Below are 26,504 nucleotides of genomic sequence, written 5' to 3' on the forward strand. Positions count from 1 at the left end.
CGCAGCCTACCGAGCACCCTCGTGACGAGCTGGGCAAGTTCTCGATGACGCTACGGCTTCGTCCAGGCCGGGCGCCGAGCCCCTCGGGGATAGTCTGCTTACCCCCAATCGCACCGAAGCCCGATCCTGCTCTGTTCGCCACGTTCGCCACATTCGCCAAGTTCGCGCCAGAAGGGCCGAACCAATGGCGATGCCCAGCAGTGAGATCCTCGCCGAACTCCAGGCCGTGGACCGCCGCGTGCTGCATTTCACGCCCTTTAGTCGTTGCGGGTCAGGACGTTGGTGACGTGAGTTGTTGGCAGATCAGCCGGTGAGCAAGTTGCGCTGTCGCGAGTAGGTCCTCGCGAGCCGTGTCGATGTTGGATCGCACCGACAGTCCGTGCCAGACGGATTGGATGAGCCCGGTCAGGGCGGATGCGTTGGTGCCTGCGGCTAGTTCCCCGTCCTGGATCGCTTTTTCGATGCGCGCGAGGAGGGCCTGCTCGTTCGTGCTGTGCAGTTCGGTGATGTAGGCGCTGGTATCGAGTGTGCTTGTGCTGTCGGTCATCACGGCGCTGTTGATGAGGCATCCGGGGTGCGTCTCGCTCGGCTGGGTGAACTCGTGGACCGAGTCGGTGAGGATGCGGTCGATGACCGTCTGGATGTCGTTCTCGGCGACTGCCTGCTGGTAGATCTCGCGGTAACGCTCGGCGTAGGTCCGCACCGCTTCCTCGAACAGTCCGGCCTTGCTGCCGAAGGCGGCGTAGAGGCTGGAGGTGGAAAGCCCGAGGGTCGCGGCCAGGGTGCGGGTCGAGGTGCCGGAGTAGCCGCGTCGCCAGAAGAGGCGAGCGGCGTCAAGGACCGCTCGGTCGCGGTCGAAGGCTCGGGGGCGTCCGCGGTTGCGTTCAGTCACGTTTGCATTGTAGATCGTTCGCTCCATAATAGATTTATGGAGCGAACGATTCAGAAAACACTGCCGGTCGGTGGAGACAGCTGGGTCACGGTCGATGTGTACGGGGAGCCGGACACTCCGGGCCTCGTCGTCGTCCCGGGCGTGATGAGCGACGCGCATACGTGGCGCGATGTGGCGGGCGCCATCGACGCTTGGCCCTCAGTGGTGGTCGTGAACCGTCGTGGCCGTGCCCCCTCGGGGCCGTTGACCAACTCGTACTCATTGCGGACCGAGGTTGAGGACCTCGGCGTGGTCCTCGACGAGTTCGACAGCGCGCGGGCTCTCTTCGGTTGGAGCTACGGCGGCATGATCACCTTGCTGGCCACCAACGAGCGCCCGATTCACCAGGTGATCGCCTATGAGCCGGTGATGCGGCCGTTCGGACGCCATGCGCTGCCGGACCTGAAAGCGGCAGCGGAGACGGCGGACTGGGATCGCTGCGTCGAGATCGTCAATCGGCGGATCTCCGGCTTCTCCGCAGCGTATGTCGATGACCTTCGGGCCGATCCCCACAGTTGGGCGATACTGCGTCGCTTGAGCAGACCGCTGTACGCCGAACTCGGCGCGCTCAATGCGACACCGCCGCCGGATGTGATGGCGCAGCAGGCGGAGCGAGTCGACTTGATCATCGGCCGGCGTAATCGAGGAACGGCCCCCTACGGAACGTCATTCGACCTTGTGCGGCAGCACGTCGCGCATGCCGCGGTCCACGAACTTCCTGGCCAGGGTCACCTGGCCCACATTCAGGCGCCGGCAGAACTGGGGCGCCTGCTCAACAGCCTCGCCGCGACGTGATGGGCAGCCACGGCAACGCGCCGCTCTCCGTTGAGGACCGTAGGCGACTTGTCGAGCGATGCCAGTCACGCCCGATCGCCCGCGGTGCCGCGGTGATGGGCATCTCCAGGGCATGCGCATCCATCAGCCCCACCGCTGAACTCCCCGATTGAACTCCCCGATGGCCGCAGCCACCTCGACCGCACCACCGACTCCGTGATCTCGGCGATCCGGGCCCACCAGGGCACGACTGCCGGACAGGGCGACCCGCTGCCATGAGCGATGTGACGACACCGTCGTCTTCGAACCCCGCGAGGGCGGAGGTCGTTCTCGCGGAATCGGCGGCGCCCGTCCCCGTGTTCGGGGCCAACCCGGTCTCAGCCTGCCGTACCCGTACCCGTGCCAAGGCCAGCTGTTCCAGGGCTTGTTGGAGCGGAACCGTCCGACGTTCGTGGCGGAGGGTCAGCCCCTCGACCGGCTCGACGAACGTCTTCCTGGGGTACTCCGCGTCGGCACGGAAGAAGCGGCGGACCTCCAGGCCGACCCGGGTCTCCTTCCCGCCGATGGCCGTGTCCGCGAGCCTTCTTCCGTACCGGCTGAGAGCGACGACACCATCTTTGGCTTGAACTCAGCCAACCCGCGCATATGCCATTGAAGACCCCTCATCGCATGACTAGCGTCACGCAGTGTCTGGGCACTGAACGGCCAAACGGGGGCAGTCATGGACGGACAAGGACAGCAAAAGGACGACGCACGGCTACGGGGCGGCACCACCCTGACCGGCCGATCCCATCACCGCAACGAGTGGGCACTCGCCCCGATCATGCTCCTGCGCCACGCCGGATTCCCGTGCTCTCTCCTGCAGGAAGTGGCCGATTCGTCGAGTCCGAACGCCGCGGATGCCGTACTCACCCGCTGCGACGAGGCGCTTCGGGTCGCGCAGCAGTTGAAAGCGCTGCTGCGCGAGGAACGCGTGGGTACGAAGGGGGACATCGCCTCCGGGGTGGGCATGCTGCGTCCGTTCCCGCCGCGGGACCTCGCGCGCCTGGAGGCGGACCTCGGCCCGGCGTCCGTGGAGATGGTCAGGCGCTACCAGGACGCGGTTCTGGCCCTGGACAGCGTGTGGGTCGCTTTCGAGAAGGATCACGCCGCCGCGCTGGCTCGCGGTCGCGAGACTGTCGTACGCCTGTTCAGGGACCCCGCGCTCCAGCAGGTTCTGCTGCTGTCGAACGACGCGCGCTTCGAGGAGTTCGTCGGCTGGATCGACGGTGGCGGAGGGGGATCGGACGGCCATGTCAGGCGTATGACCGACCTGCTCACCATGTACCTCCAGCGGGTCACGACGAAGAACGAGACGCATTCGCACTTCGGCCCTCTCGCGGTGGCCCGGGTGGCACCCGACGCCACGGGGATCTCCTGGTCCACCGGTCCGCTCCGTCGCGTCGCCTTCCTGAGTCACTGGGCAGGTGAGGCCATCGCCGAGACGTTCAGCAGCGCCGCCGAGCACTTCGAGACCGTACGTCCTCGGCGGCGCCCGCTGGCGTTCAGCCAGGACTCGCGGGTCCGGCTGTACGCGTTCGAGACGCGGACGGGCATGCCGGACGACTGGCGCTTCGTCGAGGTGACGGCTGAAACGTTCGACGACGACCAGTCATGGCTGTGGGAGCGGTGCGACGGCGAGCGCACGGTGGCCCGGCTCCGTGCCGCATGGGCGCGACGCGGGACCCCGCCCCGCCGGACCTTCGACGAGACCTTGCGTGAACTGGTGAGCAAGGACTGGCTGACGGCCCGCTGGGAGATACCCGTCGGGGCCGCCGATCCCCTCCGGGCGCTGACCGGGCACCTGGAGGAAGGGGCGGCCGATCTCGCGGTCGTGCGGTGGTTCGACGACACGCTGCGGCAGTTCGCCGGCGGTCCGGTCGAAGACCGCGCAACTCTCCTGAGCCGCCTCAAGAAGAACTTCGAGGAGATCACCGGGACCCCTGCCAACCGGTCGCAGGGTCTGCACTACGCCGACCGGAGCGTCCTCTACGAGGAGGCGTACAGCCCGGTCCGGAGCATGACCCTAGGCCAGGACGTCGAGAAGGTCATCAGCCGCGAGCTGTCCGTGGTCTACGACCTGACACTGCTCGCTCCCCGGCTCCGGGTCCGCCGCGAGCAGGACATCCTGCACCGCTGGATGGAGGCACGCTTCGGCCTGGGAAACCCTGTCGCGCTCCATCACTTCTACGCCGGCTTCTTCGAGGACAAGCCCCAACTCGCCCGAGCGTGCGAGGAAGTGGACCGGGACATCGCGGCGCTCGACCGCGAGATCACGAACGTACTGCTGGCCGGGACCACCGGCGATCAGCAGGAGACCGTCGTCGACCGGGACCGGCTGGAAGCACTGCTCGCACGCCATCCGGCCACGCCACCCGCGCTGTGCAATCCGGACGTCATGCTCGCCGCGCGGGACACCGACGCGCTCGCCGACGGCGACTTCCTCGCCGTAGTGGGCGACTGCCATGCCGTCCGCGAGGCGCTCACCCACTCCAGCTTCGCCCCGATGATGCAGGCCGAGGCTCCCGAACTGCTCGACGAGATCTACGCGCGGTACCAGAGCCTTCTGGATGAGGACGAGGTGCTGATCGACCTCTCCCGCGCGCATCCGGACAAGACCGCCGCCCAACTCACCTACCCCTGCCCGGACCTGGAGGTCCACGGACTGTCCCCGAAGACACGGGACGCCGTGCTCCAACCTCATCAGCTCTACGTCGTGGCAACCGCCGAACGCCTGGAGCTCCGCGCGCAGGGAGTGGAGGGCCGACTGAAACTGCTCGCCCCGCTGGCCGGCGGACCCAGCATCCGCCAGGACCCGCTGTCCCCGTTCGCCTTCCCCCGGCACTTCGGAGGCGTCGGAATACGCAGCGTCGGCCACGACCATGTGCCGCGCATCCGCTGCGGCCGAGTCGTACTGCACCGCGAGCGCTGGCGTATACCGGCGGACGTCCTTCGCGGATGGAGCCCCGGCACCCGATCGGCGAAGGGCGACGCGGCCGAGTTCGCCGCCGCTCGCAGGCTCCGCCGTGACCTGAGCCTGCCTCGCCACGGCTTTCTGAAGATCCCCGGCGAGCCTAAACCGGTGTACGTCGACTGGGAGTCCCCTCTCGTCGTCAGGCAGATCTTCCGTCTTGCCCGGAAGTCCGATTCCCCCGTGGAATTCAGCGAAATGCTTCCGGCACCGGAACAACTCTGGCTCGACATCGACGGGAAACGCCACACGAGCGAACTGCGCTGTGCGGTCTTCTCCCCCGGTTCACGCTGACCATTCCACTTCGAGGATGCCCGCATCATCATCGAACAAAGGGACAACCATGCCCAAGAGCTGCATAGTCCAACTTCCTTTCCCGTCCAGTCATGACCCGGACCCCCGTCTGTCGGACTACTACGACGACTACGACCGGAGATTCAAGGCGTTACTTCCCGAATACTTCATCCCGAGCGACGGCTTATGGGAAATGCCGCTGTGGGTCGCTCATCTGACCGCCCTGCTGGACACCGCGGGTATCGACTCCGTCTTCCGTGACCTGTCGAGGACACCGCCGGAATCGGACGTCTGCTCCGCACCGTTGCTGGAGGCGACAGCCCCCGGCGATCTGGTCCTCATGTCGCCTCTCGCCCAGAACTTCCGCCTCGCTCTGGACGTGGCCAAACACCTGGAGCACGCCGGACGCCGTGTCGTCCTCGGCGGGAACATGGCCCCGCTCGCCCCGGACGGCGCCGTCCACGCCGTGCACCGCGGCCAACTCGACGCCACCTTCGTCCGCAGGCTCGTGGGGCTCGCCTCCGGAACGGGCGGGGACCTGGAGAAACCTCTTCTGCCCGGGCTGGCGTCGGAGCGGATCACCTGGGCACCGGACTACCGCCATCTCGGCGGCTACGAGGGCCGCGTCCCGCTGCTGCGGCTCAACGCCAGCCACGGATGCCTGTACCAGTGCTCCTTCTGCGGCGACGCCTGGAGCAAGCAGCTCACCCTCGTCGAGAAGAGTGCCCTCAAGCAGGAAGTGGACGAACTCACCGCCCGGTTCCCGGACACCCGGCTCTTCTACATCGGCGACAAGACGTTCGGCCAGTCACGCGAAGCGGTCGCCAACCTGCTGGACGTCTTCCGTGACCGGCCCGGATACCGGTTCATCGTGCAGACACATGTGATGCAGGTGAAGGACTGGATCGTCGACGCCATGCTGGAACTCGGCGTCGTCGCCGTGGAACTCGGCTTCGAGTCCGCCGACTCCCAGATGCTGAAACGGCTCAACAAGCTCTCGCGCGGCCTCGACGACTACACCACGAAGATCCGCAAGCTGAGCGACGCCGGCCTGAAGGTCGTGCTCAACATGATGGGCGGCCTCGACGAGGAGACGGAGGCCGCACACGGCCAGACCGTCGACTGGATGCGGGAGAACAGTTCGGCGCTGTGGCTCTTCAATCTCTACAACTTCGTGCCCTATCCGCTCACCCCGGACTTCCCGAGGCTGCGCGAGCGCGTATTCAACTGGGACTTCGCCGACTGGCGGGAGGACTTGCCCGTCGTCTACCGGCCGCGGCACCTGTCTCCCGAAGCGAGCTGGGACCTGTTCCAGGAGAAGATCGCCGCTGCGCACGACATCATCCGCACTCCGATGCCCGTTCCCACGTCCTCTGCGCAGGTGAAGTGAGATGACCGAACTCCCCGACTTCGAAGCACTTCAGAACAGCGTCAAGGCCGAGGACTTCGAAGAGGACCCGCTGCCGGGATGGGCCGGCGTCGCGACGCTCTTCGGCACCCCCACCACTTCCGCCGACCGGGTGGACGTGGGAGAGGACGGCTGGGTGGTGTCCGGCGTCCCCTTCGACGCCACCGCCAGCTCCCGGCCGGGTGCCGCGGAGGGCCCCCGGGCCATCCGACAGGCGAGCCTGGTCTTCTCCAGCTATCTGACCAGTCTGGGCCAGTGGCGGATGCTGGACACCCGCACCGGCCAGTCCTTCCGCTACCGCGCCCCCCAGGTCGCGGACGCCGGTGACCTGCACGTCTACCCGACGAACACCGTGCGGACATTCCAGGCCGTCGCGGCGGAGAGCCGCCGGCTGAGCCAGTCCGCGCCACGGCTGGTCTTCCTCAACGGTGACCACTCCTGCACGTTCCCCACGTTCGCCGGCTTCCGCGCGGGGCGGCTCGACCGCGGCGCGGGCCGCGTGGGCTTCATCAACATCGACCACCACTTCGACTTCGGCAACTGGAGCACACTGCACGGGCCGCTCTACCACGGCTCCAACTCCCGCAGGATCAGCGAGATCCCGCAGATGCGCCCCGAGGACATGGCCTTCGTCGGTGTCGGCGACGTGACCAAGTACGACCAGTACCGAGGGCTGATCGACAGCGGCTTCCACATCGTGCCGGGCTCCCAGCTCGTCAGGGACGGCGCCGCCGCGCTGCGCCCCCTCGTCGAGGAACTCGGCTCACGGTGCGACACGGTCTACGTCTCGCTCGACATCGACGTGCTCGACAACGCCTCGGCAACCGGCACCGGCCACGTGACCATGGGCGGCATCAGCACCGGGGACCTCCTGGACGTCTACGAGGAACTCCGCGCGCTGCCCGTCGGCGCCGTCGACGTGGCGGAGGTGGCACCCCGCTACGACCCGTCCGGTGGCACCGCCCAGATCGCGGCCCGCCTGCTCTTCGAGTTCCTCTTCCGCACCGAGTGCACACCGCCCGAGTTCGCGCCCTGGTCCGACAGCGCCTCCGCCGAACCCCTGGAGCAGCAGTGAAATTCACCCCCACCGAGGCTCAGTTCGACTGCGCCGGTCTCGTCTCCGGGTCGCCGGACCGGCGCGAGCGGGCACTGGACGACTTGGCCGCCGCGTCCGTCGACATCATCCACCGGGTCGGCTTCGCGGTGTTCCGCATCGGCCGCCTGCGGCTGGGCGTCGAGGAGAGCCGCCGGCTGTCGGCGGCGCTGGCCGAACGGATCCGCGCGGCGCTGATCGCCCGTGGCGCCCCCGGGCAGATGCGGCTGGAGATCGACCGACCGCAGCAGACGTACGTACCCGAGGGCTTCTCCACCCGGACCCTGCTGCCCCATCACGACGGACAGCACTGCTCGTACCTGACGCCCAGTCTCCTGGACGCGTCCGGCTGGGATCCCGCCTGGCGGGAGTTCGGCGGCTCCGGCTACACCACCACTCCCGCGCACAAGATGTACCAGGGCATCTTCCTGCCCGACGTGGGAGAAGGGCTGAGCGTCACCACGTACTACGACTGGCTCGGCGTCATCGACGACGTGCTCGACCGGCGGGGCATCGGCGCAGGGGACGATCGGCCGGCCACGGCGGCACGCTGGATCGGTGACAACCTGCGCCGGGGGCTGGAGCGTCAGCCGGAGCACGGCTGCGCCTATCCGTCGTTCGGGGCCATGCTCGGGCTGGAGGAACCCCTGTGGCACGGCCTGTCCTTCCACCACGGCGAGGCCGTGCTGACGAAGGAGGAGCGGGTCCGCTATCCCGCCGCCGTACCGCTGGTCCAGCGCTGTGCCTGCGGGGAGTGCGAGGGCGAGGCGGCCCGTCTCTTCTGCCACCAAGTGCTCATGGCCACCGGCCTGACCTGGGCGCAGTTCCGACGCCGCTGGGAAGTACTGGCACCGGGTGAGCACTGCGACCTGTTGTTCGGTCACAACCTCACCATGCTCCACGGCGGCCTGGCGGGCGGCCCGGGGCGCGTCATCGAGCCGCTGTGCCTGGTCATCGACACCCCGGCCGGCCTCGCATACGAGCGATGGCTGGCCGCGTCCTGGCGGCGTTCCCTGCCCGGAGCGCATTGATGCGGGGGGCACCGGCCACTCTCGCCGGCCCGGTCGACCTGCACCTGCACACTCGGCACTCCGACGGCGACGAGGCCCCGGCCGAGCTGGCACGGCACTGTGTCGAGACGGGGCTGCGCGTGGCGGCCGTGACCGACCACAACACGATGGCCGGCCTCACCGCGTTCGAGCAGGCCGTCGACGGACGCCTCACCGTGGTACCGGCCTGCGAGGTCACCGCCACCTGGCGGGGCGAGGAGACCCACTGTCTGGCCTACTTCGTCGACCCCCATGACCTGCGGTTCCAGGAACGCATCGGTGGTGTCCACGACGCCGAGCTGGCGTGGTGGCGCAGCTGGACCGATCGCGCGCGGGCCATAGGCGTGCCACTCGCCTGGGACGACGTGGTGCGGCGCCTCGGCGGCCACCGTGTGGCCTACGTGGGCGACTATCTCGCCCTGCTGCTGGAGGCGGCGCACGGCGACCCGAGGTTCGCCGACTACACGGCGGAGGTGCATGGCCGCCTCGTGGCCGACTGGTGCCGTCCCGGTCGGCCGCTCCATGTGGAGCATCCTGAGAAGCCCGACGTGGTCGACGTCCTGTCCTGGATCGAGCAGGCGGGCGGGGTCGCCGTCCTGGCCCACCCCGGTCAGTTCGTCACCGCCCTGGACGGCTCCGAGTGCGTGGCGCTGCTGGAGCCGCTGCGGGAAGCCGGACTGGCCGGCCTCGAAGTGTGGACGAGCTGGCACACGCCCGCCGACAGCGACCGCCTCGGCGAGCTGTGCGACCGGCTCGGCCTGGTCGCGACCGCCGGGTCCGACTACCACGGGGTGCGGGTCAAGCCCTGGGCGCCGCGACCGGGCCTGCTGCCCGCTCTCCCCGCGGATCCCCTGGCCGTCGTCGACGCGCTGCACGACCGTCGTCCCGTCCGCACGAGCACCGAGGCAGGGTTGTGATCAGCGTCAACGACTCCCAGACCACCACGAACCCCGTCCCGGGCGGGGCGTGGCGGCTCGTCCCGATCGTCGTACTCCGGCAGGCCGGCTTTCCGATGGAGGCGCTCACCCGCCTCGTGGACACCGCCTCCGTCGACGAGGCCCACGCTCTCCTTGAGAGCCGGAGCAGGCTGACCTCGCTGGCGCGGGACCTCAAACCGGTGCTGCGCCGGCACCCGGTACCCGGTTGCCCGCAGTCGGCGTCGCGCGTGGGCCAGTTACGGCCCCTGCCAGGCCGTGAACTGCGGCGTGCCGTCAGGGCACTTCCCGACGAGGCGGCGCGCGCCCTGCGCGCCTACCAGGATTTCGCAGCGGAGTTCGCCAGAGAACAGGAGAGCTTCACCGCCCGGCACCGCGCCCGCCTGGACCGCGCACGGATCGCCGTGGTCGAGGCATTCGGCGACGAGCGCCTGCGGCACGTGCTGCTGCTGTCGAACGACGCCGCGTATCCGGAGTTCGCCGCATGGCTCGACTCCTTCGAGGGGGACATGGGTCGGCACACCCGAAGGATGACCGACCTGCTCACGATGTACCTCCAGCGAGTGACGACGAAGAACGAGACCCACTCCCACTTCGGACCGTTCACCGTGGGCCGGGTCGGCGACGCGCCGGGCATCGCATGGACCTCGGAGCGGGAGATGGAGCGCCGGACACTCTTCAGCCACTGGGCCGCCGAGAAGCTCGCTCAGAGCGCCGCGGCGGTCCCCGGCCTGTTCGACTTCGTACGTCCTCGCAGGCGCCCGCTGTCCTTCCTCCGCGACGGCCGTATCGACCTCTACGCGTTCACCACCCGGGACGGACTGGACACCGACTGGAACTTCCAGCACCTCGGAGGCAGGCGGGCGGCGGCGCACGAGGAATGGCTGTGGCGGCGCTGCGACGGCGGGCGGACGCTTCGCGAGCTGCGCTCGCAGTGGGACACCGGCCCCGGTTCCCACACCGCCGTTCCCTTCGAGCAGGTGCTGAAGGAACTGGTCGCGCGCGAATGGGTGGTCGCCGAGTTCGAGATCCCCGTCGGCGACCACGAGCCCCTGACCGCGCTGCGCCGACTCCTGCTCTCCGCTCCACCGGAAGAGGCCGCACCGATGCTCTCGGCCATCGGCCGCTTCGAGGAGGACCTGGCCCGCTTCGCGCAGCTGCCGCTCGCCGAGCGCCCGGCCGCGCTGACCGCGACCAAGGCGAGGTTCGAGAACCTGACGGGAACCGCCGCGAACCGCAACAGCGGCCTGCACTACGCCGACCGGAGCATCCTGTTCGAGGAGGCCCACGGCGAACCGGCCGGCCTGACCATCGGCCCGGACATCGCCCGCTTCATCACGGACGAACTGTCCATCGTGTACGAGACCGTGCTCGCGCGCCCACGGCTTCGCATGCGGCGTGAGCTCGCCATCCTCACGCGATGGGTGGCGGAGCGCTTCGGCGCCGATGTCGAGGTCCCCCTGGACCGCCTCTACTCGGAGTTCTTCCGGGACCGGCACGCCCTTGAGGAGGAGTGCGCCGCCGTCGAGGCCGAACTGGCCGCGCTCGACCGGGTGATCACCGACGCCCTGCTGGGGGACGGGGGTGTGGACCGGCCGGAGGTCGTCGTGGAGCGGGACCGGATGGAGGCGATCCTCGCCGCCCGTCCCCGTACGCCCGCTGCCGTCGTCGATCCGGACGTGCTGTTCGCCGCCACGAGCCGTCAGGACCTGCGCGAGGGCCGGTTCACCGCGGTGATCGGAGACTGCCACGCCGTACGGGAGGTCATCACCCACACCAGCTTCGGCCCCTTGATCCAGGAGCGCGCCCCGGAGCTGCTGCCGGAGGTCTACGAGGGCTACCTGTCCCTGCTGGACGACGGCGAGGTCCTCGCCAACCTGTCGCGCGGCCATCCGGACAAGTCGTCGACGCAACTCGTCTACCCCTGCTACGACTTGGAGGTGTACGGCCGCTCCGGACAGTCGCGCGACCGGGTCATGCAGCCCTCCCAGCTGTACGTCGTGCTGCGTGACGAACGGCTGGAGCTGCGCGCCCACGGTGTCGCGGGACGGCTGCGCCTCATGGCACCCCCGGCCGGCGGACCGAGCATCCGTCAGGACCCGCTCTCCCCGTTCGCCTTCCCGCGTCACTTCGGCGGGGCGGGACTGGACGCCCCCGCCCTGGAGCACATCCCCCGTATCCGCTGCGGCCGTGTCGTCCTGCAACGGGAGACCTGGCGGGTCCCCGCCGCCCGCCTGCGTGGCATGGCCGCCTTCGACGGCCCCGCCGGACCTACGGGCGGGGAGGAGGCCGCCGAGTTCGTCGCGGCCTGTCGGCTGCGCTCCCAGCTCGGCCTGCCCCGGCACGTCTTCGTCAAGGTCCCCGGCGAGCCGAAGCCGATCTACGTCGACTGGCACGCGCCGCTCCTGGTACGGCAGTTGTGCCGCCTGGCCGCACGGAAGGACGGCACGCTGGAGATCTCCGAAATGCTGCCCACGCCCGACCAACGCTGGTTGAGCCTGCGCGGTCATCGCTACACCAGCGAGCTGCGGTGCGCCGTGTTCTCACCGGGAGCCCAGAGGTGAGCGCGCACACCGCCTTCCGTTTCAGTTCCGGCTATCACCGTGTGATCGGTGCCGCGAGCGCGTCGGCGGTCGGCGACGGCATGCGGTTCGCCGCCCTTCCGCTGCTGGCCGCCGCGCTGCTGCACGACGCGTTCCAGGTGTCCGCGGTCACCGCGGCCACGACCGTGCCCTGGCTGCTGTTCGGCCTGCCGGCGGGAGCGTACGCCGACCGGTTCGAGCGCGGTCGGCTGATGGTCATCGCCGATCTGCTGCGCGCCGTGACCCTGATCGTCACCGTGGTGCTGCTCGCCGCCGGCCGGCTGACGTTGTGGCCCCTGCTGATCGCGGCGTTCCTGCTGGGTGTCGGGGAGGTGCTGTTCGACTGCGCGTCCTTCGCCCTGCTGCCGAGCATCGTGCCCAAGGAGAAGCTGGAGGCGGCGAACGGCCGGCTCTTCGCGCTCCAGACCGTGGGCCGCGATCTGCTGGGCCATGTACTCGGCGGTGTGCTCTTCGTGGCAGGCAGGGCGATTCCCCTGCTGCTCGACGCGCTGTCCTTCCTGATGTCCGCAGCGTTGCTGTCCGGCGTGCGCGGGCCGCAGCCGGTGCGGTCCACGGCCAGGCCGCGGCTCCTGGCCGACATCCGCGAGGGCCTGGTCCACGTGCTGCGTGACCCGCTGCTGCGCGCCCTGACTCTCTCCGCGGGCGTCATCAACGCCGTGTACCTCGGGCAGATCGCCGTCTTCGTGATCCTGGTGCGCGACGTGCTCAAGCTCCCGGACGCCGCATACGGGGCACTGCTCGCCGCCGGAGCCGCCGGGGGCGTGGTGGGCAGCGTGGCCGCAAGCCGTATGACCGCGACGATGGGCCGGGTCCCCACCCTGGTGGGAAACCTGGCGCTGATGGGTGTCGGCGGTCTGGCGGTGGCGGCGACCGACAGCGTGTACGTCGTCGCCATCGGCTACGGCGCCGCCGGGTTCGGCCTCATGGTCTGGAACGTCGTGGCCGTGTCCCTGCGGCAGGAACTCGTCCCGGATCGCCTCCTCGGCCGGGCGACGGGCGTGTACCGGCTGTTCGCCTGGGGGACGATGCCCCTCGGCGCGCTGGTCTTCGGCTGGCTGAGCACGTCGGCGGGACCGCGGACGGCCTTCGCGGTCGGCGGCGCGGTCACACTGGTGATGTGCCTGCCCATTGCTCTCACCTTGCTGAAGGACAGCAGGATCACCGACGACCGCACGACCCCCGAGGGTGCACATGATGAGTGAGCGATTCGCCGAGTTGGACGGCCTGGCCGAACGGTGGGGCCTGAGCGGCCTCGAACTGGTCGGCAAGGGGCTGGAGTTCTCCGTCTACCGGGCGCGGGAGCGCGACGGGCGGCCCGTCGCCGTACGTCTCGCGCACCGGCGGTTCGACTCGAACGCCAACGACCCCCATGTCGACACCCGGGCCCTGCTCGTTCAGGAGTACGAGATCGCGAGGCATCTGGCCGCCCACGGTCTGCCCGTCCCCGAGGCCAGAGAACTCGTCCTGGCGGACGAACCGGCGTCCCCTGACGTACTGCTGTCCGCCTACGTACCCGACGACGGATCGGAACTCGACTCCTTCGCCCTCGGGGAACTCCTCGCGCGGCTTCACCAGGTGCCGCCACCGCGTCTGACGCCCGTCGCGTCGGAGGGAGTTCCTACGGCGAGTGCCATCACGGCACGCATCGGGCGCCGTTGGGCCGAGATCGGCCGCCTTGTCGACGACTGGCCCGAACCGCCGGACGCATCCCTCCTCGCCGGACGTCTCACCGGCCTCACCGAGGCCTGCCTCCTGCACCTCGACGTGCGCAGCGACAACATCCGGCGGCGGCAGGGGCGGACCGTCGCCCTGCTGGACTGGTCGAACGCCCTGCTCGGCGCCCCCTCGGCGGAGTTCGGGCGCCTTGTCGAGTACGCCCGGTATCCGGAGAACGAGCTCGATGTGGAGGCGATCCGCAGCGGATACGCGAGGACGGCGACGGTTCCGCCCGACAGCGATCCGTGCTTGTCGGTGTGCCGACTGGACGCCGCGCTGATGCTGGCTCTCGTCTTCCTTTCCGAGGCGCCCGACCCCGGCCGCGGACCGGCCGCGGCCGACCACGCGCGAGAACTCGCCCTCAGGGTGACGGCGCGTCACACGTGACCGTTCATTCCCCTTCGAACCTCTCGGAGCAGCCATGGTGAACCTCACCCGTATCTACACGAAGACGGGAGACGACGGCACGACCGCCCTCGGCGACATGAGCCGAACGAGCAAGCTGGACAAGCGCCTCGCCGCCTACGCCGACGTGGACGAGGCGAACTCCACGATCGGCGTGGCCCTCGCGGCAGGAGACCTCTCCGACGAGATCGCCACGCTTCTGGTGCGGATCCAGAACGACTTGTTCGACGTGGGCGCGGACCTCTGCACGCCCCTGTCGGAATCCGGGGGCGACACGGCCTCGCTTCGGGTGGAGGACTCGTACATAGAGTTCCTGGAGGAGCAGTGCGACCGTTTCAACGAGGGTCTTGAAAAACTGCGCAGCTTCATCCTCCCCGGTGGAGCGCCCGGTGCCGCCTTCCTCCATCAGGCCCGGACCGTGGCGCGCCGTGCCGAGCGCACGACCTGGGCCGCTCTCGACGAGCACGGGGTGACCATGAACAGCAACACGGCGAAGTACCTGAACCGCCTCTCCGACCTGCTCTTCATTCTCGCCCGGCAGGCCAACGTCGCCCGGGGGGACGTCCTTTGGCAGCCGGGCGCCAACCGGTAGACACCCTGTTGTTCCGCCGGGAAGGAGAGAGGGTCTCTCCTTCCACGACTTCGTGACCGCCGCGCACATCACCAGGGCACTTCGCCGGCGTCCTCGAAGAACTGACCGGTCGGACCGTCGTCGGGCAGGGTCGCGAGTTCGATCGCGATCGCCGCGCCCTGTTCAGGGGTGCGCACGCCGTGGAAGCTGTTGAGGTCGGTCGCCACGTAGCCGGGGCAGCCCGCGTTGATCAGGATGTTCGTGCCGCTCAGCTCCCGGGCGTACTGGAGGGTGACGGCGTTCAGGAACGTCTTCGACGGCGCGTACGCCGCGGCCACCGGCCCGGTCGTCCGCTCAGCGGCCGTTCCTGACTGCCGGGTGAGGGAGCCGACGCTGCTGGACATGTTCACGATCCGCGGCGAGGCGGAGCGGCGCAGCAGCGGCATCATCGCGTTGGTGACGCGGATGACGCCGATCACGTTGGTCTCCACGACCGTCCGGATGGTGGCCGGGTCGATCCGGGTGGGTTCCTGCGGCATGGCGCCCGCGATGCCCGCGTTGTTGACGAGCACGTCGAGGCGCCCGGCCCTTTCCTCGATCAGCCGTGCGGCGGCGGTCACGCTCGCGTCGTCGGTCACGTCCAGTGGTACTCCGAACGCGTCGACGCCGGCCGCGCGCAGTTTCTCCACCGCGTCCTCGCGGCGTCGGTCGTCGCGGGCGCCGACCCCGACGCTCCAGCCGAGGACGCCGAGGCCCGCTGCGATCTCGTAGCCGATTCCCTTGTTCGCGCCGGTGACCAGCGCGATCGTTCGTTCGCTCATGGCGTCCATGCTGCTCTTGGACCCCGGTGGGGGTCCAAGACCGATCGAGGGGGCATCGATACCTTCCAGGTATCGGTCCGGAGTACGGTGGCCGGATGGAGACCCGGGAACTGCGCTACTTCGTCGCCGTGGCTGAAGAGCTGCACTTCGGGCGCGCCGCGCAGCGGCTCGGCATCGCACAGCCGCCCCTGTCACGGGCGATCCAGCAGCTTGAGCGCCGCCTCGGTGCGGCACTTCTGGACCGGACGAGCCGTACGGTCACTCTGACCGAGGCCGGTTCGGTGCTGCTGGCCGAGGGCCGGGCCGCCCTCGACGCGGTCGACGCCGCCGAGCGCAGGACCCGCCGCGTCGCCCTCTCCGTGACCGGCCGGCCCGGCCTGGTCCTGGTCACGAAGGCCGGCACGTCCAGCGAGTTGCTGGCGAAACTGCTCGACGCGTACGCCGCCGAACCCGACGCGGTCCCCGTCGACGTGATCCTGTGCGGCCCGGCCGAGCAGGAACGACTGCTGCGCGAGGGCCGGGCCGACGTGGCGTTGCTGCACCGGCCCTTCGACTCGACGGCTGGACTCCACACCGAGGAACTCGGCACGGAAGGCCAAGTGGTGGTCCTGCCGGCCGGGCATCCGCTCACCGTCAGGTCCCATGTGCACATGGCCGACATCACGGGGCTGCCGGGCCTGCCCCTGCCCCGCTGGCCCAACCGCGACGGCACCTACCCGCCCGGCCCCGGCCCCCGAGTCCGCGACCACGCCCAGGTGCTGCAACTCGTCGCACTCGGCCGGGCCTGTGTGGTCACACCCGAGTCGTCGCGAGCCCAACTGCACGGTGACGTCGCGGCCGTGCCCGTGCTGGACGCGCCGCAAGTCACCACCGTGATCGCCTGGCCACCGCACAGCCGGTCCAGAGCCGTCGCCGACTTCGTCCGGACCGTGACATGCCTCCCGTAGTTCCCGCCCGTCCGGCCAGGTTCCACCCGTCGTATGCCGGCTCACCAGGCGTCCGTATCCCGCTCCGGACCGGCGCCCAGCGGGCGCCCGCCCTTGCAACCATCCTCCGGGGTGGAGTGGAGGCCGGAGCGCGCCAAGGAGACGCGCCCCGGCCTCACGGGGTCACCAGGTGTGAGCCACATCCACGACGAGATGGTTGGCCGTCTGGAAGACCCGGAACGGCAGCCGGGCGCGTACGCCCAGTCCGGCCTGGGTGTATCCCTCGGAGCCACCCGTGAACTTGAACTCCCGGAAGGTCCGGTACCCGGTGACGTCGACGCCCGGGAGCGCCGGGTAGGGCTGTCCGGTCGCCGGGTCGTAGCGGGGGGAGAACAGCGAGATCTCCAGAATGGCTCCGCCCTTGACCGGAATCACGACGTCGGACGGGTCCTGGTGCAGTACGTCGACGTACCGGACGCTGTAGCCGATCGGATCGGCCGCCGTGCCCTGGGCGTCGAAGACCAGTCGGTCGAAGCACTCGTGCTGTCCAGCCCTGACGTCGGTGAGTCGACGGGATGCGACAGAGGCACCCGTCTTGTCCAGACTCCCCCACGTCACGGCGCAGTCCGCGGTCGTCGGCGCGGCCACCGCCGAAGCCGTGCCGACCAGCAGGCTGCCGCCCGCCAGCATCATCGTGACCAGTGCAGTGGCTAACCGTCGCATGACTACCCCCCAGTAGTTCGCGTAGGTGTGTGCCTGTTCAGACCAGCGACCTTCCGGAAGGTTGTACGTCGCGAAGTGGTCCATTGCGGCACAGAGGCCCCTCCGACACCATCCCCACCTGCGGCAGTACCCGTCGCATACCGATCGCAGCAGAACCCTGAACCGGGACTGCCTACCGTCGACCCCGGCCGACAGGAACCGGCGCCGCCCGACCCGCCGGCCCGTCACTCCCACCGCCGCACGACAACCCCACCGGAGGCACAAGTGATCCAGATGATCGAGCCGGCCCAGACGTCCGACGTGGCCGGGATCCTCGCCCTTCAGGAAATGGAGGTGGAGCAGGAGAACGGCGCGGCTCCCTGCTTCAGCGTCTCCGCGAGCACGATCACCGTCCGCACGATGTGATCCCCGGCTCCCACCACATGCCCTGAGGAGAGATCCCGTGCTGGACGCCTTCGCGGAGACCCTCGCGGACCAGGAGTACTACGCTCCCCTCGCGACGATGGCCGACCCCGGCCCGCGCTTCACACCGAGCCGTCCGGCCCCGGACTGGCGGCACGTGCGTCAGGACGTCTGGACGGTGTGGAGCCGGCCGCACGCCCGCCGTCCCGAACAGGGGTGGAAGATCCATGTGTCGGCGCGCCTCGACCGGGCCCAGGAGGTCCTCGACCAGGTGGCAGCGGTCTGCTTCGCGCAGGGCGTGCCGTTCAAGCACCTGGCCGCCCGCATGTTCTTCCTGGCCCTGCACCACAAGCACGCCCACCGCGCCCAGGCGGGCAAGTTCTGCGCGATCTACCCTCCGGACACCGAGACCGCGCGACAGCTGCTCGGTCTGCTCCGTGACGCGCTGCGCGACGAGGACGGACCGTACATCCTCTCGGACCGCCGTTTCGGCGACTCCAAGACCGTGCACTACCGGTACGGCGCGTTCGGTGCCCGGAGCGGGCTGCTGCCCGACGGCACTCGGCAGGGGCTCGTCAGGGACGCCTCGGGGCGTGATGTCCCGGACGAACGACGGCCGTTCTTCGTGCTGCCCGCCGGGATCACCGACCCGTTCGTCGCCGAGGAGCAGGTGCCGCATGCGGGCGCGATCCTCATCCGCGACTACGAGATTCTCGCCGCGTTGCAGCCGAGCAACGCCGGAGGGACATACCAGGCGCGGGACACCCGCACCGGCCGCCGTGTGTTCATCAAGGAGGCCCGCGCCCACAACGGCCTCATCTGGGACGGTACGAGCGCGCGGGAGCGGCTGCGCCACGAGTACGAGGTGTTGACCGCGGTGCACGCGGCGGCTCCCGGTGTGTGCCCGGAACCGTTGGAGCACTTCTCCGAGTGGGAACACGACTTCCTGGTCACCGAGTTCATCGAGGGTGATCCCCTGCGCAGATGGCTGAGCCGGACGTCCCCCCTCATGCGGTACGGCCGTACGGCGGAGGACCGCGCGGAGTTCTTCGCGCGCTGCCGCGGACTTCTGCGGGACGTGGACGCCGCGCTGGAGCAACTGCACGCGCTGGGACACCGTTTCGGGGACATCAGCCTCGGCAACATCATCGTCACCCCGTCGGGCACCGCCCGGTTCGTCGACTTCGAGTCGGCCTCGGCGCTCGACGGGCCCCCGGCGGCCATGGGTACCAAGGGTTTCACTCCCCCTGCCGCGCTGCTCGGCGCGAGTGACGATCCGCTGCTGACGGACCGGTACGGCACGGCCGCGCTCGCCCTCGCCTTTGTCGCGCCCTTCCACGAGACGGCCGAACTGGTCCCCGGCGGGCTCACGTTGCTCCGGCACGATCTGGCGGATGCCGTGCCCCCGGACGATCTGTGGGCGCGCGCCGTCTCCAACTACCCGGCGAGTGGGGGGCCTTGCCCGGCCGGTCTCTCTCCGGCCGAGATCGACGCCGATCCGTTGGGCGCGCTGGCCCGGCTCGCCGACGACGTGGTGGCGGGTCTGCTGGAGACCGCCGACACCGGCCGGCCCGACTGGGTGTTCCCGCCGTCGCCACAGGCGTTCGGTGTCAACACCGTGTGCGTGGCCTACGGCACCGCGGGTGTGGTCCACGCCCTGCATCAGGCGGGGGCACCCGTCCCGGAGGCCGTCGAGAAGCGGCTGCGTCACGACGCGCTGGACCGTCGTGACGAACTGCCCCCGGGGCTCGACGCGGGCACTGCGGGGATCGCACGCGTCCTGGCCTCGCTCGGCCACTTGGACGAGGCGGTCGACCTCGCCCGGCACGCCGACCGCCACCCCCTCACCGCGTCGTGCGCGACCCTGGCGGGCGGACTGGCCGGGGTCGGACTGACCTGGCTCGCCCTGCACCGGCGGACGGACGACGAACGGCACTTGGAGCGGGCCGCCGCCGCGGGGGACGCCCTCCTCGCGGCCCCGGACCTGGTACCCGCCCTCGGCGGCGACGACGCCCGCGGGCTGTTCCACGGCCGTTCCGGACTGGCCCTGTTCCTGCACCACTTGGGCGGCGAGACCGGCGACGACCGTTACCGCGCGGCCGGAGTACGGCTCCTGCACGAGGAGTTGGACCGCGCGATCGCCATGGACGACGGCACGCTGTCCTTCGCCGACAACGCCGTCCTCAAGCGAGCCATGCCGTATCTCGCCGTCGGAGCGGCGGGCGTGGGTACGGTCCTCACCCGGTACGCGGCCACCTGCGCCGACGAACGCCTCGTAGCGGCAATCCCGTTGGTGGCGGCGGGGACGTCCGCGTCCTGCTGGCCGAACGAGGCCGGGCTGTATCAGGGGCTGGCCGGGCTGGCCTGGTTCCTCGCCGACCGCGCCGACACGGACGGTGGGGCCGACGCTCGCGCCGCCGCCGTGCGGGCGGCCACCGGTCTGCTCAAGTACGCCGTGCCGCACACCCGGGGGGTCCGCTTCCTCGGGTCGGGGGCGCAGCGTTTCAGTGCCGATCTGTCGAGCGGTGCGGCCGGGGTGCTCCTGGCGCTCCGCCGTGTCCTGCACGGCCCCGGTGACGAGGTGTTCACCCTGGGCCCCGCCGCCGGATCCACAGCGCCCGGCGGATAGACCCGTTGTCGTCCGCCGGGTTGGTACGTCCCTTTCCTCACCGTCGAACAGGAGAACCCCGATGACCCAGATCCTCGCCCTGCAAACCCTGGACACCGACACGGAGACCGAGACCGCGGCCTTCTGCATCAGCTCCGGCTGGAGCACCTGGAGCATTCACACGGCGTGACGAAGGCGGGGGACCCTGCGGCGGCGGGCCGTAGGGTCCCTCGGCCGGGCGTCGGGTTTTCCCCGATGTTAGGGATCATGCTTCGCGGCACAGTCGTCCACGGCCCCCGGACCGGCTCCGGCCCACGCGATCACCGCGTGGGCCGGAGCCGGTCCCACGTCCCGTGAGACAGGAACGCCCGGTGTACACCACTCCCGCGAACCCGACCACCGTGACCTCCCCCCTGCGGCTCTCCGTCCTCGGGCCGCTCTCCGCCGAGGCGGGCGGACAGGCCCTCCCGCTCGGTCCCCTCAAGCAGCGCATCGTGCTGACGGCACTGCTGTGCCACCCCAACTCCCCTGTCTCGGTTGAGCTGTTGACCAGGGCGGTGTGGGACGACGATCCACCCCGCACGGCACGCAAGAACCTTCAGCTGTACGTCTCGGCGCTCCGCAAGACGCTGTCCCTGGCGGGCGCGGGCGACCGGATCTCCCTGCGCTGCGGCGGCTATGTGCTCCGGGCGGACGCCCAAGAACTGGACTCCCTCGGTTTCCTGGAACTGGCCCGGGCCGGGCGCGAGTCCTTCGCCGACGGCGACGTGGAACGCGCGGCGCGACTGCTGCGCGAGGCCCTGACCCTGTGGAACGGGCCGCCGCTGCCCGGACTCGGCCACTCCGAGGTCCTCCAGGCGGAGGCCGACCGCCTGACCCTCCGCTATCTGGGCGTCTGCGAGGACTGGGCCGAGGCCGCCCTCGCGGCCGGCCGGCCCGGCGAGGTCGCGGAGACGGTCGACGGACTGGTGGAGAGCCATCCGCTACGGGAACGACTGCGCGCCGCCCAGATGACGGCCCTGCACCGATCGGGCCGCCGGGGCGAGGCGATGGCCGCCTACGACGAACTACGGCAGCACCTGGCACGGGAGTTGGGGCTGTCCCCCAGTCCGGCCCTGGAATCGCTCTACCGTACGGTCCTCGCCGACGAGGAAGCCGCCCCGGCACCGGCCGCCCGTCCCTCGGCACCGGTCGAACTGCCCGTCGACACCGCGGACTTCACCGGCCGCGGGGAGACCCTCGCCCAGCTGCTGGAGACGATCGCCGGGGGCGACGGTGTCACCCACGTCCTGGTCGGTCCGGCCGGGGTGGGCAAGACCGCCCTCGCCGTGCGCGCCGCGCACCGGCTGGAGGGCGGGTTCCCGGGCGGCCGAATCCTCGTGTCCCTGCGGCGGCGGGACGGCGGTGCGAAGTCGTTGGAGTCGGTGACGACGGAACTGCTGGCGCACACCGGTCTCGGCGTGGCTCCGGGCACCTCTCCGGAGCGGGCCGCCGCGCTGTGGCGGGACTGGCTGGCCGAGCACAAGGCGCTCATGGTGCTGGATGACGCGCCCCACGAGGCCGCCGTCCGGCCGCTGTTGCCGGGCACCGGCCGGAGCACGGTGATCGTCACGGCCCGGACGCAGCTGGCCGGACTGGCCCCGGCCCATCGGGTACAGGTCCCGCCGCTGTCGACGGCCGAGGCCCTGGAGCTGCTGGGCCGGCTGATCGGCACCGGCCGCGTGCTGTGCGACCGGGCCGCCGCCGCGCGCGTGGTGGCCGCCTGCGGCGAACTGCCGCTGGCGATACGGGCCGCGGGCCTCAAACTGGCCGTGCTCCAGCATCTGCCGCTCGCCGAGTACGCGGAGCGGCTCGCCGATCCCCGGGCGCTCCTGGACGAACTGACCGTCGGTGATCTCCAGGTGCGCTCCCATGTGGCCGACGCTTGGGCGCAGTTGACCGACCGGCACCAGGACGCGCTGTGCCGCCTCGCGCGCCTGCCGTTGTCCGGCTGGTTCACCGCGGCGGAGGCCGCCACGGTGCTGGACGGTGAACAGCGAGGCGCTCAGCGGGAGTTGGAGCGGATGATCGAGGCGGGCGCGGTCGTACTGCCCGACAGCGAGGTCACCGCGCACACCGCCGCCTACTCGCTGCCGTACCTGACACACCTCTATGCCCGGGAGGCGGCCCGCGTCTGAGGCCGGACCTGCCTCCCGGGCGGGGGCCCGTCAGCTCACCGGCAGCAGGGTGCCCAGGTCGCCCTTGCCCTCGAACACCGTGTGCAGGGCGAGCAGTACGCCCGCCGAGCCGGTCGCGAGGTCGGCGGACAGGCGCAGCAGACCGGCGCCGGGGACATACAGTCCCTCGCCTCTGCGCAGCGCGTGCCAGGAGAAGTTCCGTACCGCCGCGAGGAGTTCCTCGTTCTCGTCGGCCGGGGCGAGCAGGGCGAACCCGGCGACCAGTCCCGCCCTGCCGTGGAACAGGCCCGGCTCGCGGACGAAGGGGGCCGCGCCGCAGGGTGTCGCCGCGGCGACGAAGGCCGCGAGCGCGGGATCGTCGGCATGGGTGAGGTATTCCCGTGCCACCAGGGCGATCCCGATGCTGCCTTCGTCCAGGTACGGCAGATGCCGGTGGCCCTGCTTGGCCTGCACGGTCCCGTCGGCCATCGGGACGCACTGCCGGATGTCCCACTCCAGGGCCGCCCGCGCCGCCTTCAGATACCGCCCCTCACCGGTCACGCGGTGCAGGCGGAGCTGGAGCAGCGCGGGGCCGCCGAGGCCGTACATCAGGCCCGCGTGGGACGGCAGGCCTAGGCCCGGCGACGAACCCTCGCGCCGTAGCGTCTCCAGGCGCTCCGCGATGCGTACGGCCTCGTCGAGCAGGGCGGGTTCACCGGTGCGGACGGCGAAGCGGCACAGGGTGAGGGCGATTCCGGCCTGGCCGCCGAAGAGGCCGGCCCGGGGTGTGTCACCGGCCGACCGGGCTCGTGCGAGGATCTCCGACGCCTCGTCGGGACGGCCGAGTTCGTCGAGGACGACGGCCGCGCCGTACAGACCGTCGTACAGTCCGCCGCCCGCTTCGGGGCGGACCCGGCGGGCTGCCGCGGTCAGCCAGTCGACGTAGGGGTCGGGCACGGTGGCGCCCGCGCGGTGCAGGGCGAGGAGCACACCGGCGGCGCCGTGGGCGAGGGTGTGGCCGCCGGTGCGGAAGACCTCCCAGTCGGCGGGGAACAGCCGGTCCTCGCGGTCGGGTGTGGCACAGGCGTGGATGCCCTCGGCGAGCCGGTCGCGCAGTGCGGGCCACTCGGAGGGACCGAACACGTCGTCGGCGTGCACAGTGTCTGCGGTGGGGGCGGTCGGCCGGGACCGTGCCGCGTCGGGTCGGCGCGGGCCTTCGGTGGGTGACAGACCGAAGCGTTCCCTGGCCACCGCTTCGAGCAGGGGCGCCTTGTCCGGGGCGAATTCCGCCATCTCCGTCATGGGCAGCAGCGTGAACAGCCAGGTCGCCCACAGGCCGTGGTCGTCCACTTCCGAGGGTGCCGTACCGGCCGGGGCGGCGAATCCGCGGGCTCCGACGCGCAGTCCGTCCGACGCGTCGAGGTCGGTGGCGTACTCGAAGTCCACCAGGACCACCGAGTCGTCGGGGCGCACGATGACGTTGAGGGGGTGTACGTCTCGGAAGCGCAGCCCGCGTTCGTGGACGGCGTCCAGTGCCCGGCCCAGGTTGGCGATGACGGCGCTCGCCCAGTCGGCGTAGGCGCGCGTCGCCTCCTCGCCCGTGTCCCGGCCGACGGCCGGGTAGCGGTTGAGCACGGCGTCCAGCAGCGTCTCGCCCTCGACGTACTCCTCGGCGAGGAAGTGGTGTTCCCACGCGGTGTGCAGGCCGAGGACCTCGGGGACGCAGTCCAGTCCGCGCAGGGCCGTCAGCGCGCGGTACTCGCGGTGCAGCCGCTCGACACCGTCGGCGGCGGCGCCGTCGAGTCCGGCGAAGGGCCGTGCCTCGCGCAGCACCACCGTCCGGCCGCTGACCCGGTGGCGGGCGAGATAGATGCCGCCGGCGTTGGTGAAGTGCAGGGCCTTGACGACCCGGTAGGGGAAGTCGCCGAAGCCCGCCGCGCGCAGGGCCGCGAGCGGCTCGTCCAGGAACGACGGCGGGGTGACCCAGTCGGGCACGGCGAAGACGGGCGAGCGTACGTCCGGCACCAGCGTGCCGGAGGGGTCGCGCAGCGCGGGGACCTGCTGCCCGTCCTCGTCCGCGCACCACCGTTCCACGAACGCCCCGTAACGGACGTGCACGGGGCCCGGGCCGATCCGCAGGTCGCTGAGGATGTGCTGACCGGGCAACCCGTCGACGGCGGACCGGAGTTCGGCCACGACCTCTTCCAACTCGGTCTCGTCGGCCGGGTACACGGTGATGAACTTGCCGCTGCTGCCCCGCGCCATGTGCTTGTCGACCATCAGCAGCAGCGCGTCACGGCTGCGCAGGAACTTGAAGGGGACGCGGCGGCGCAGCAGGACGGCGGTGGCCCGGTCGAGCGTCACGCCGGCGACGCGCGGGGTCGCCGACAGATGGATCTTCCAGCCCTGCTCGGGCAGCCGGACGCCGTCCGGGGTCAGTACGCTCCACAGCCCGCGCGCCGCACGGTTCCAGCCCGCGGGCGCCTCGCCGCAGGCCAGGGGGTAGCGGTTGCCGTCGTCCGGGAGCCGGGCGGGCGTCTCGAAGAAGTCGCGGTCGGCGACGCAGTAGGTCAGGGACTGGCGTGCTTCGGCCATGGTGAGTCTCCCGTCGGGTCGGTCGGAGGAGAGGCGGGGGCTGTCCGGCGGAGTGTTCAGTCGGCGCCGAGTGCCTCGGTGGGGACGGCGACCGGTACGGCGTCGGCTCGGCGGACCGAGGGCGCGGTGGTCAGGACGACCGCGCAGACCAGGAACACCGCTCCGAGCGCGACATAGGCGGTGCGCGCGCCGTAGGCGGCGAGCAGGGTGCCTCCGGCCAGTGGGCCGAGCGGCTGGACGAGGGAGGAGATGAATCCGGCGGCGCTCTGCACCCGGCCGACCATGTGCTGCGGGGCCGACTCCAGCAGGGAGGTCAGGAAGCCGATGCCGGCGACGGCCGCCATCGCGACGCAGGCCGCGCACAACGCGCCTACGTACAAAGGATTCTGACTGACCGTCAACAGCAGGGCGTCGAAGCCGCACACCCAGCAGGTCGCCGCGATCAGGGTCGCGGAGCGCCACCGGGGCGGGATGCGCGGGGCGAGCAGGGCTCCCAGAAGGGAGCCGACGGCGGTGAGCGAGACGACGGTGCCGCCGCCCAGACCGGAACTGCCGCTGTGCGAAGTGACGGCCAGCGCGACGAACATCATCGCGCCGAACGCGCCGTTGACACCCAGTCCGAAGACCAGCAGGACCGTACGCAGGTAGGGCCGCCGCCACAGGAAGGCGACACCGGCCGTGAACTCCCTTCCGGAGAAGGCGGATCGGGCCGCGGAGTCGGGTGCCGACCGGGTGCGGACGAAGGCGAGGCAGGTGGTGGACAGCAGCAGGAAGAGGGCCTCGCCGGCGAACGGGAGCGCGGGATGGAGGGCGTACAGGGCGCCGCCCGCCATCGGGCCGACCAGACGCGCGGCGGCTGCTCTGGCCTGCATCCGGGAGGAGGCGGTGCCGAGCAGCTCGCGCGGGACCACCTCGCGCAGCAGGCCCAGCGCGGCGGGTCCGTAGAAGCTGTTGATGACGGCACCGACCGCGGCCACCAGCAGGACGAGGACGAACGGGGAGCGGCCGAGCGCGACGGCCAGCGCCAGGCTGCCGACCACGAGTGTGCTGCCGATGTCGCACAGCCGCATGAGGCGCCGCCGCTCGACCGTGTCGGCCAGCGCGCCGCCGGGCAGCATCGTGATGAGCAGGGCGCCGACCGAGACCGTGCCCACCGCGCCGGCCTGGACGGGGGAGCCGGTCTGGCGCAGCACCAGCAGGGGCAGCGCGATCGCCGACATCTGCGAACCGAGACCGGCCAGCAGACCGCTGATCCACAGGAAACGGAAGTCTCTGATGCCGCTGAGTCGGACCGTGCCGCCTCGCGTGGCGGCGGCCGGCTGCGAGCCGTTCATGGGGCCCTTCCAGATTCTGGTCCACCGGGTGTGGGAGTCGAACGGGCCGGGGTGGGGGCCCCCCCCCCCCCCCCCGCCCCCCACCCCCCCCCCCGCCCCACCCCCCCCCCCCCCCCCCCGGCGCCCGCCGCGAGGGCGCACCACGGGCGG

Annotated in this window: 20 protein-coding genes and 1 pseudogene; 16 read left to right on the plus strand and 5 right to left on the minus strand. The window is 70.7% G+C overall.

Features of this window, described 5'->3' with window-relative positions; genetic code table 11:
• Nucleotides 1-271 precede the first annotated feature (271 nt).
• Nucleotides 272-892 (minus strand): TetR/AcrR family transcriptional regulator, encoded by a 621-nt coding sequence (locus ACIQPR_RS46565; RefSeq protein ID WP_403663116.1) that lies wholly within the window; start codon nucleotides 890-892, stop codon nucleotides 272-274.
• A 36-nt stretch (nucleotides 893-928) separates the two neighbouring features.
• On the opposite strand from ACIQPR_RS46565, the gene ACIQPR_RS46570 reads away from it, so the two are divergent.
• The 11 genes and pseudogenes from ACIQPR_RS46570 (at nucleotide 929) to ACIQPR_RS46620 (ending at nucleotide 14,810) form a co-directional block, all read left to right on the plus strand.
• Complete coding sequence (locus ACIQPR_RS46570) at nucleotides 929-1,726, plus strand: alpha/beta fold hydrolase (RefSeq protein WP_403663015.1); 798 nt, start codon at nucleotides 929-931, stop codon at nucleotides 1,724-1,726.
• Nucleotides 1,726-1,848 (plus strand): annotated as a pseudogene (locus tag ACIQPR_RS46575) (IS481 family transposase); the annotation flags it as partial. The gene ACIQPR_RS46570 and the pseudogene ACIQPR_RS46575, both read left to right, overlap by 1 nt.
• Nucleotides 1,849-2,426: 578 nt before the next feature.
• The gene (locus ACIQPR_RS46580; protein WP_403663018.1) at nucleotides 2,427-5,009 is read left to right on the plus strand and encodes a lantibiotic dehydratase; all 2,583 of its coding nucleotides are present in this window, start codon (nucleotides 2,427-2,429) and stop codon (nucleotides 5,007-5,009) included.
• A gap of 49 nt (nucleotides 5,010-5,058) precedes the next feature.
• Nucleotides 5,059-6,399 (plus strand): B12-binding domain-containing radical SAM protein, encoded by a 1,341-nt coding sequence (locus ACIQPR_RS46585; RefSeq protein WP_403663021.1) that lies wholly within the window; start codon nucleotides 5,059-5,061, stop codon nucleotides 6,397-6,399.
• A gap of 1 nt (nucleotide 6,400) precedes the next feature.
• Entirely contained in the window at nucleotides 6,401-7,492 is a 1,092-nt protein-coding gene (locus ACIQPR_RS46590; RefSeq protein ID WP_403663024.1) for an arginase family protein, read from the plus strand.
• Nucleotides 7,489-8,541, plus strand: coding sequence for a hypothetical protein (locus ACIQPR_RS46595; RefSeq protein WP_403663027.1), 1,053 nt, complete (start codon nucleotides 7,489-7,491; stop codon nucleotides 8,539-8,541). Before ACIQPR_RS46590 ends, ACIQPR_RS46595 begins: the two co-directional genes overlap by 4 nt.
• Nucleotides 8,541-9,476: a PHP domain-containing protein gene (locus ACIQPR_RS46600; RefSeq protein ID WP_403663030.1), complete on the plus strand. Its 936-nt coding sequence runs from the start codon at nucleotides 8,541-8,543 to the stop codon at nucleotides 9,474-9,476. Before ACIQPR_RS46595 ends, ACIQPR_RS46600 begins: the two co-directional genes overlap by 1 nt.
• Entirely contained in the window at nucleotides 9,473-12,058 is a 2,586-nt protein-coding gene (locus ACIQPR_RS46605; protein WP_403663033.1) for a lantibiotic dehydratase, read from the plus strand. Before ACIQPR_RS46600 ends, ACIQPR_RS46605 begins: the two co-directional genes overlap by 4 nt.
• Nucleotides 12,055-13,299 carry an MFS transporter gene (locus ACIQPR_RS46610; RefSeq protein ID WP_403663036.1) on the plus strand — a complete coding sequence of 415 codons (1,245 nt, stop codon included), beginning with the start codon at nucleotides 12,055-12,057 and terminating at the stop codon, nucleotides 13,297-13,299. The genes ACIQPR_RS46605 and ACIQPR_RS46610 overlap by 4 nt, the downstream gene beginning before the upstream one ends.
• On the plus strand, nucleotides 13,292-14,200 hold the full coding sequence (locus ACIQPR_RS46615; protein WP_403663039.1) for a phosphotransferase family protein: 909 nt from the start codon (nucleotides 13,292-13,294) through the stop codon (nucleotides 14,198-14,200). Before ACIQPR_RS46610 ends, ACIQPR_RS46615 begins: the two co-directional genes overlap by 8 nt.
• Before the next feature lie 34 nt (nucleotides 14,201-14,234).
• Complete coding sequence (locus ACIQPR_RS46620; RefSeq protein WP_403663042.1) at nucleotides 14,235-14,810, plus strand: cob(I)yrinic acid a,c-diamide adenosyltransferase; 576 nt, start codon at nucleotides 14,235-14,237, stop codon at nucleotides 14,808-14,810.
• 68 nt (nucleotides 14,811-14,878) lie between these two features.
• On the opposite strand, the gene ACIQPR_RS46625 is transcribed toward ACIQPR_RS46620, so the two are convergent.
• Nucleotides 14,879-15,610 (minus strand): SDR family oxidoreductase, encoded by a 732-nt coding sequence (locus ACIQPR_RS46625; RefSeq protein WP_403663045.1) that lies wholly within the window; start codon nucleotides 15,608-15,610, stop codon nucleotides 14,879-14,881.
• A 95-nt stretch (nucleotides 15,611-15,705) separates the two neighbouring features.
• Between ACIQPR_RS46625 and ACIQPR_RS46630 the strand changes: the two genes are divergently transcribed.
• Nucleotides 15,706-16,557, plus strand: a complete 852-nt coding sequence (locus ACIQPR_RS46630; RefSeq protein WP_403663048.1) for a LysR family transcriptional regulator — start codon at nucleotides 15,706-15,708, stop codon at nucleotides 16,555-16,557.
• Nucleotides 16,558-16,719: 162 nt separating this feature from the next.
• Here ACIQPR_RS46630 and ACIQPR_RS46635 read toward each other — a convergent pair whose 3' ends face one another.
• Nucleotides 16,720-17,259 (minus strand): hypothetical protein, encoded by a 540-nt coding sequence (locus ACIQPR_RS46635; protein WP_403663051.1) that lies wholly within the window; start codon nucleotides 17,257-17,259, stop codon nucleotides 16,720-16,722.
• Between the two features lie 264 nt (nucleotides 17,260-17,523).
• Between ACIQPR_RS46635 and ACIQPR_RS46640 the strand changes: the two genes are divergently transcribed.
• From ACIQPR_RS46640 to ACIQPR_RS46655, 4 genes are all read left to right on the plus strand, one after another.
• Entirely contained in the window at nucleotides 17,524-17,664 is a 141-nt protein-coding gene (locus ACIQPR_RS46640) for a hypothetical protein (protein WP_403663054.1), read from the plus strand.
• 37 nt (nucleotides 17,665-17,701) lie between these two features.
• Nucleotides 17,702-20,290, plus strand: a complete 2,589-nt coding sequence (gene lanKC, locus ACIQPR_RS46645) for a class III lanthionine synthetase LanKC (protein ID WP_403663057.1) — start codon at nucleotides 17,702-17,704, stop codon at nucleotides 20,288-20,290.
• Nucleotides 20,291-20,351: 61 nt separating this feature from the next.
• Complete coding sequence (locus tag ACIQPR_RS46650; RefSeq protein WP_403663060.1) at nucleotides 20,352-20,459, plus strand: class III lanthipeptide; 108 nt, start codon at nucleotides 20,352-20,354, stop codon at nucleotides 20,457-20,459.
• A 181-nt stretch (nucleotides 20,460-20,640) separates the two neighbouring features.
• A complete protein-coding gene (locus ACIQPR_RS46655) occupies nucleotides 20,641-22,446 on the plus strand; it encodes a BTAD domain-containing putative transcriptional regulator (RefSeq protein ID WP_403663063.1) in 1,806 nt (601 codons plus the stop codon).
• A gap of 30 nt (nucleotides 22,447-22,476) precedes the next feature.
• On the opposite strand, the gene lanKC (ACIQPR_RS46660) is transcribed toward ACIQPR_RS46655, so the two are convergent.
• Both lanKC (ACIQPR_RS46660) and ACIQPR_RS46665 read right to left on the minus strand, forming a co-directional pair.
• Nucleotides 22,477-25,020 (minus strand): class III lanthionine synthetase LanKC, encoded by a 2,544-nt coding sequence (gene lanKC / locus ACIQPR_RS46660; RefSeq protein WP_403663066.1) that lies wholly within the window; start codon nucleotides 25,018-25,020, stop codon nucleotides 22,477-22,479.
• A gap of 56 nt (nucleotides 25,021-25,076) precedes the next feature.
• Nucleotides 25,077-26,354 carry an MFS transporter gene (locus tag ACIQPR_RS46665; protein WP_403663069.1) on the minus strand — a complete coding sequence of 426 codons (1,278 nt, stop codon included), beginning with the start codon at nucleotides 26,352-26,354 and terminating at the stop codon, nucleotides 25,077-25,079.
• Between the last annotated feature and the right edge of the window lie 150 nt (nucleotides 26,355-26,504).

It is taken from the genome of Streptomyces sp. NPDC091280 (assembly GCF_044768565.1).
Classification (GTDB): Bacteria; Actinomycetota; Actinomycetes; order Streptomycetales; family Streptomycetaceae; genus Streptomyces.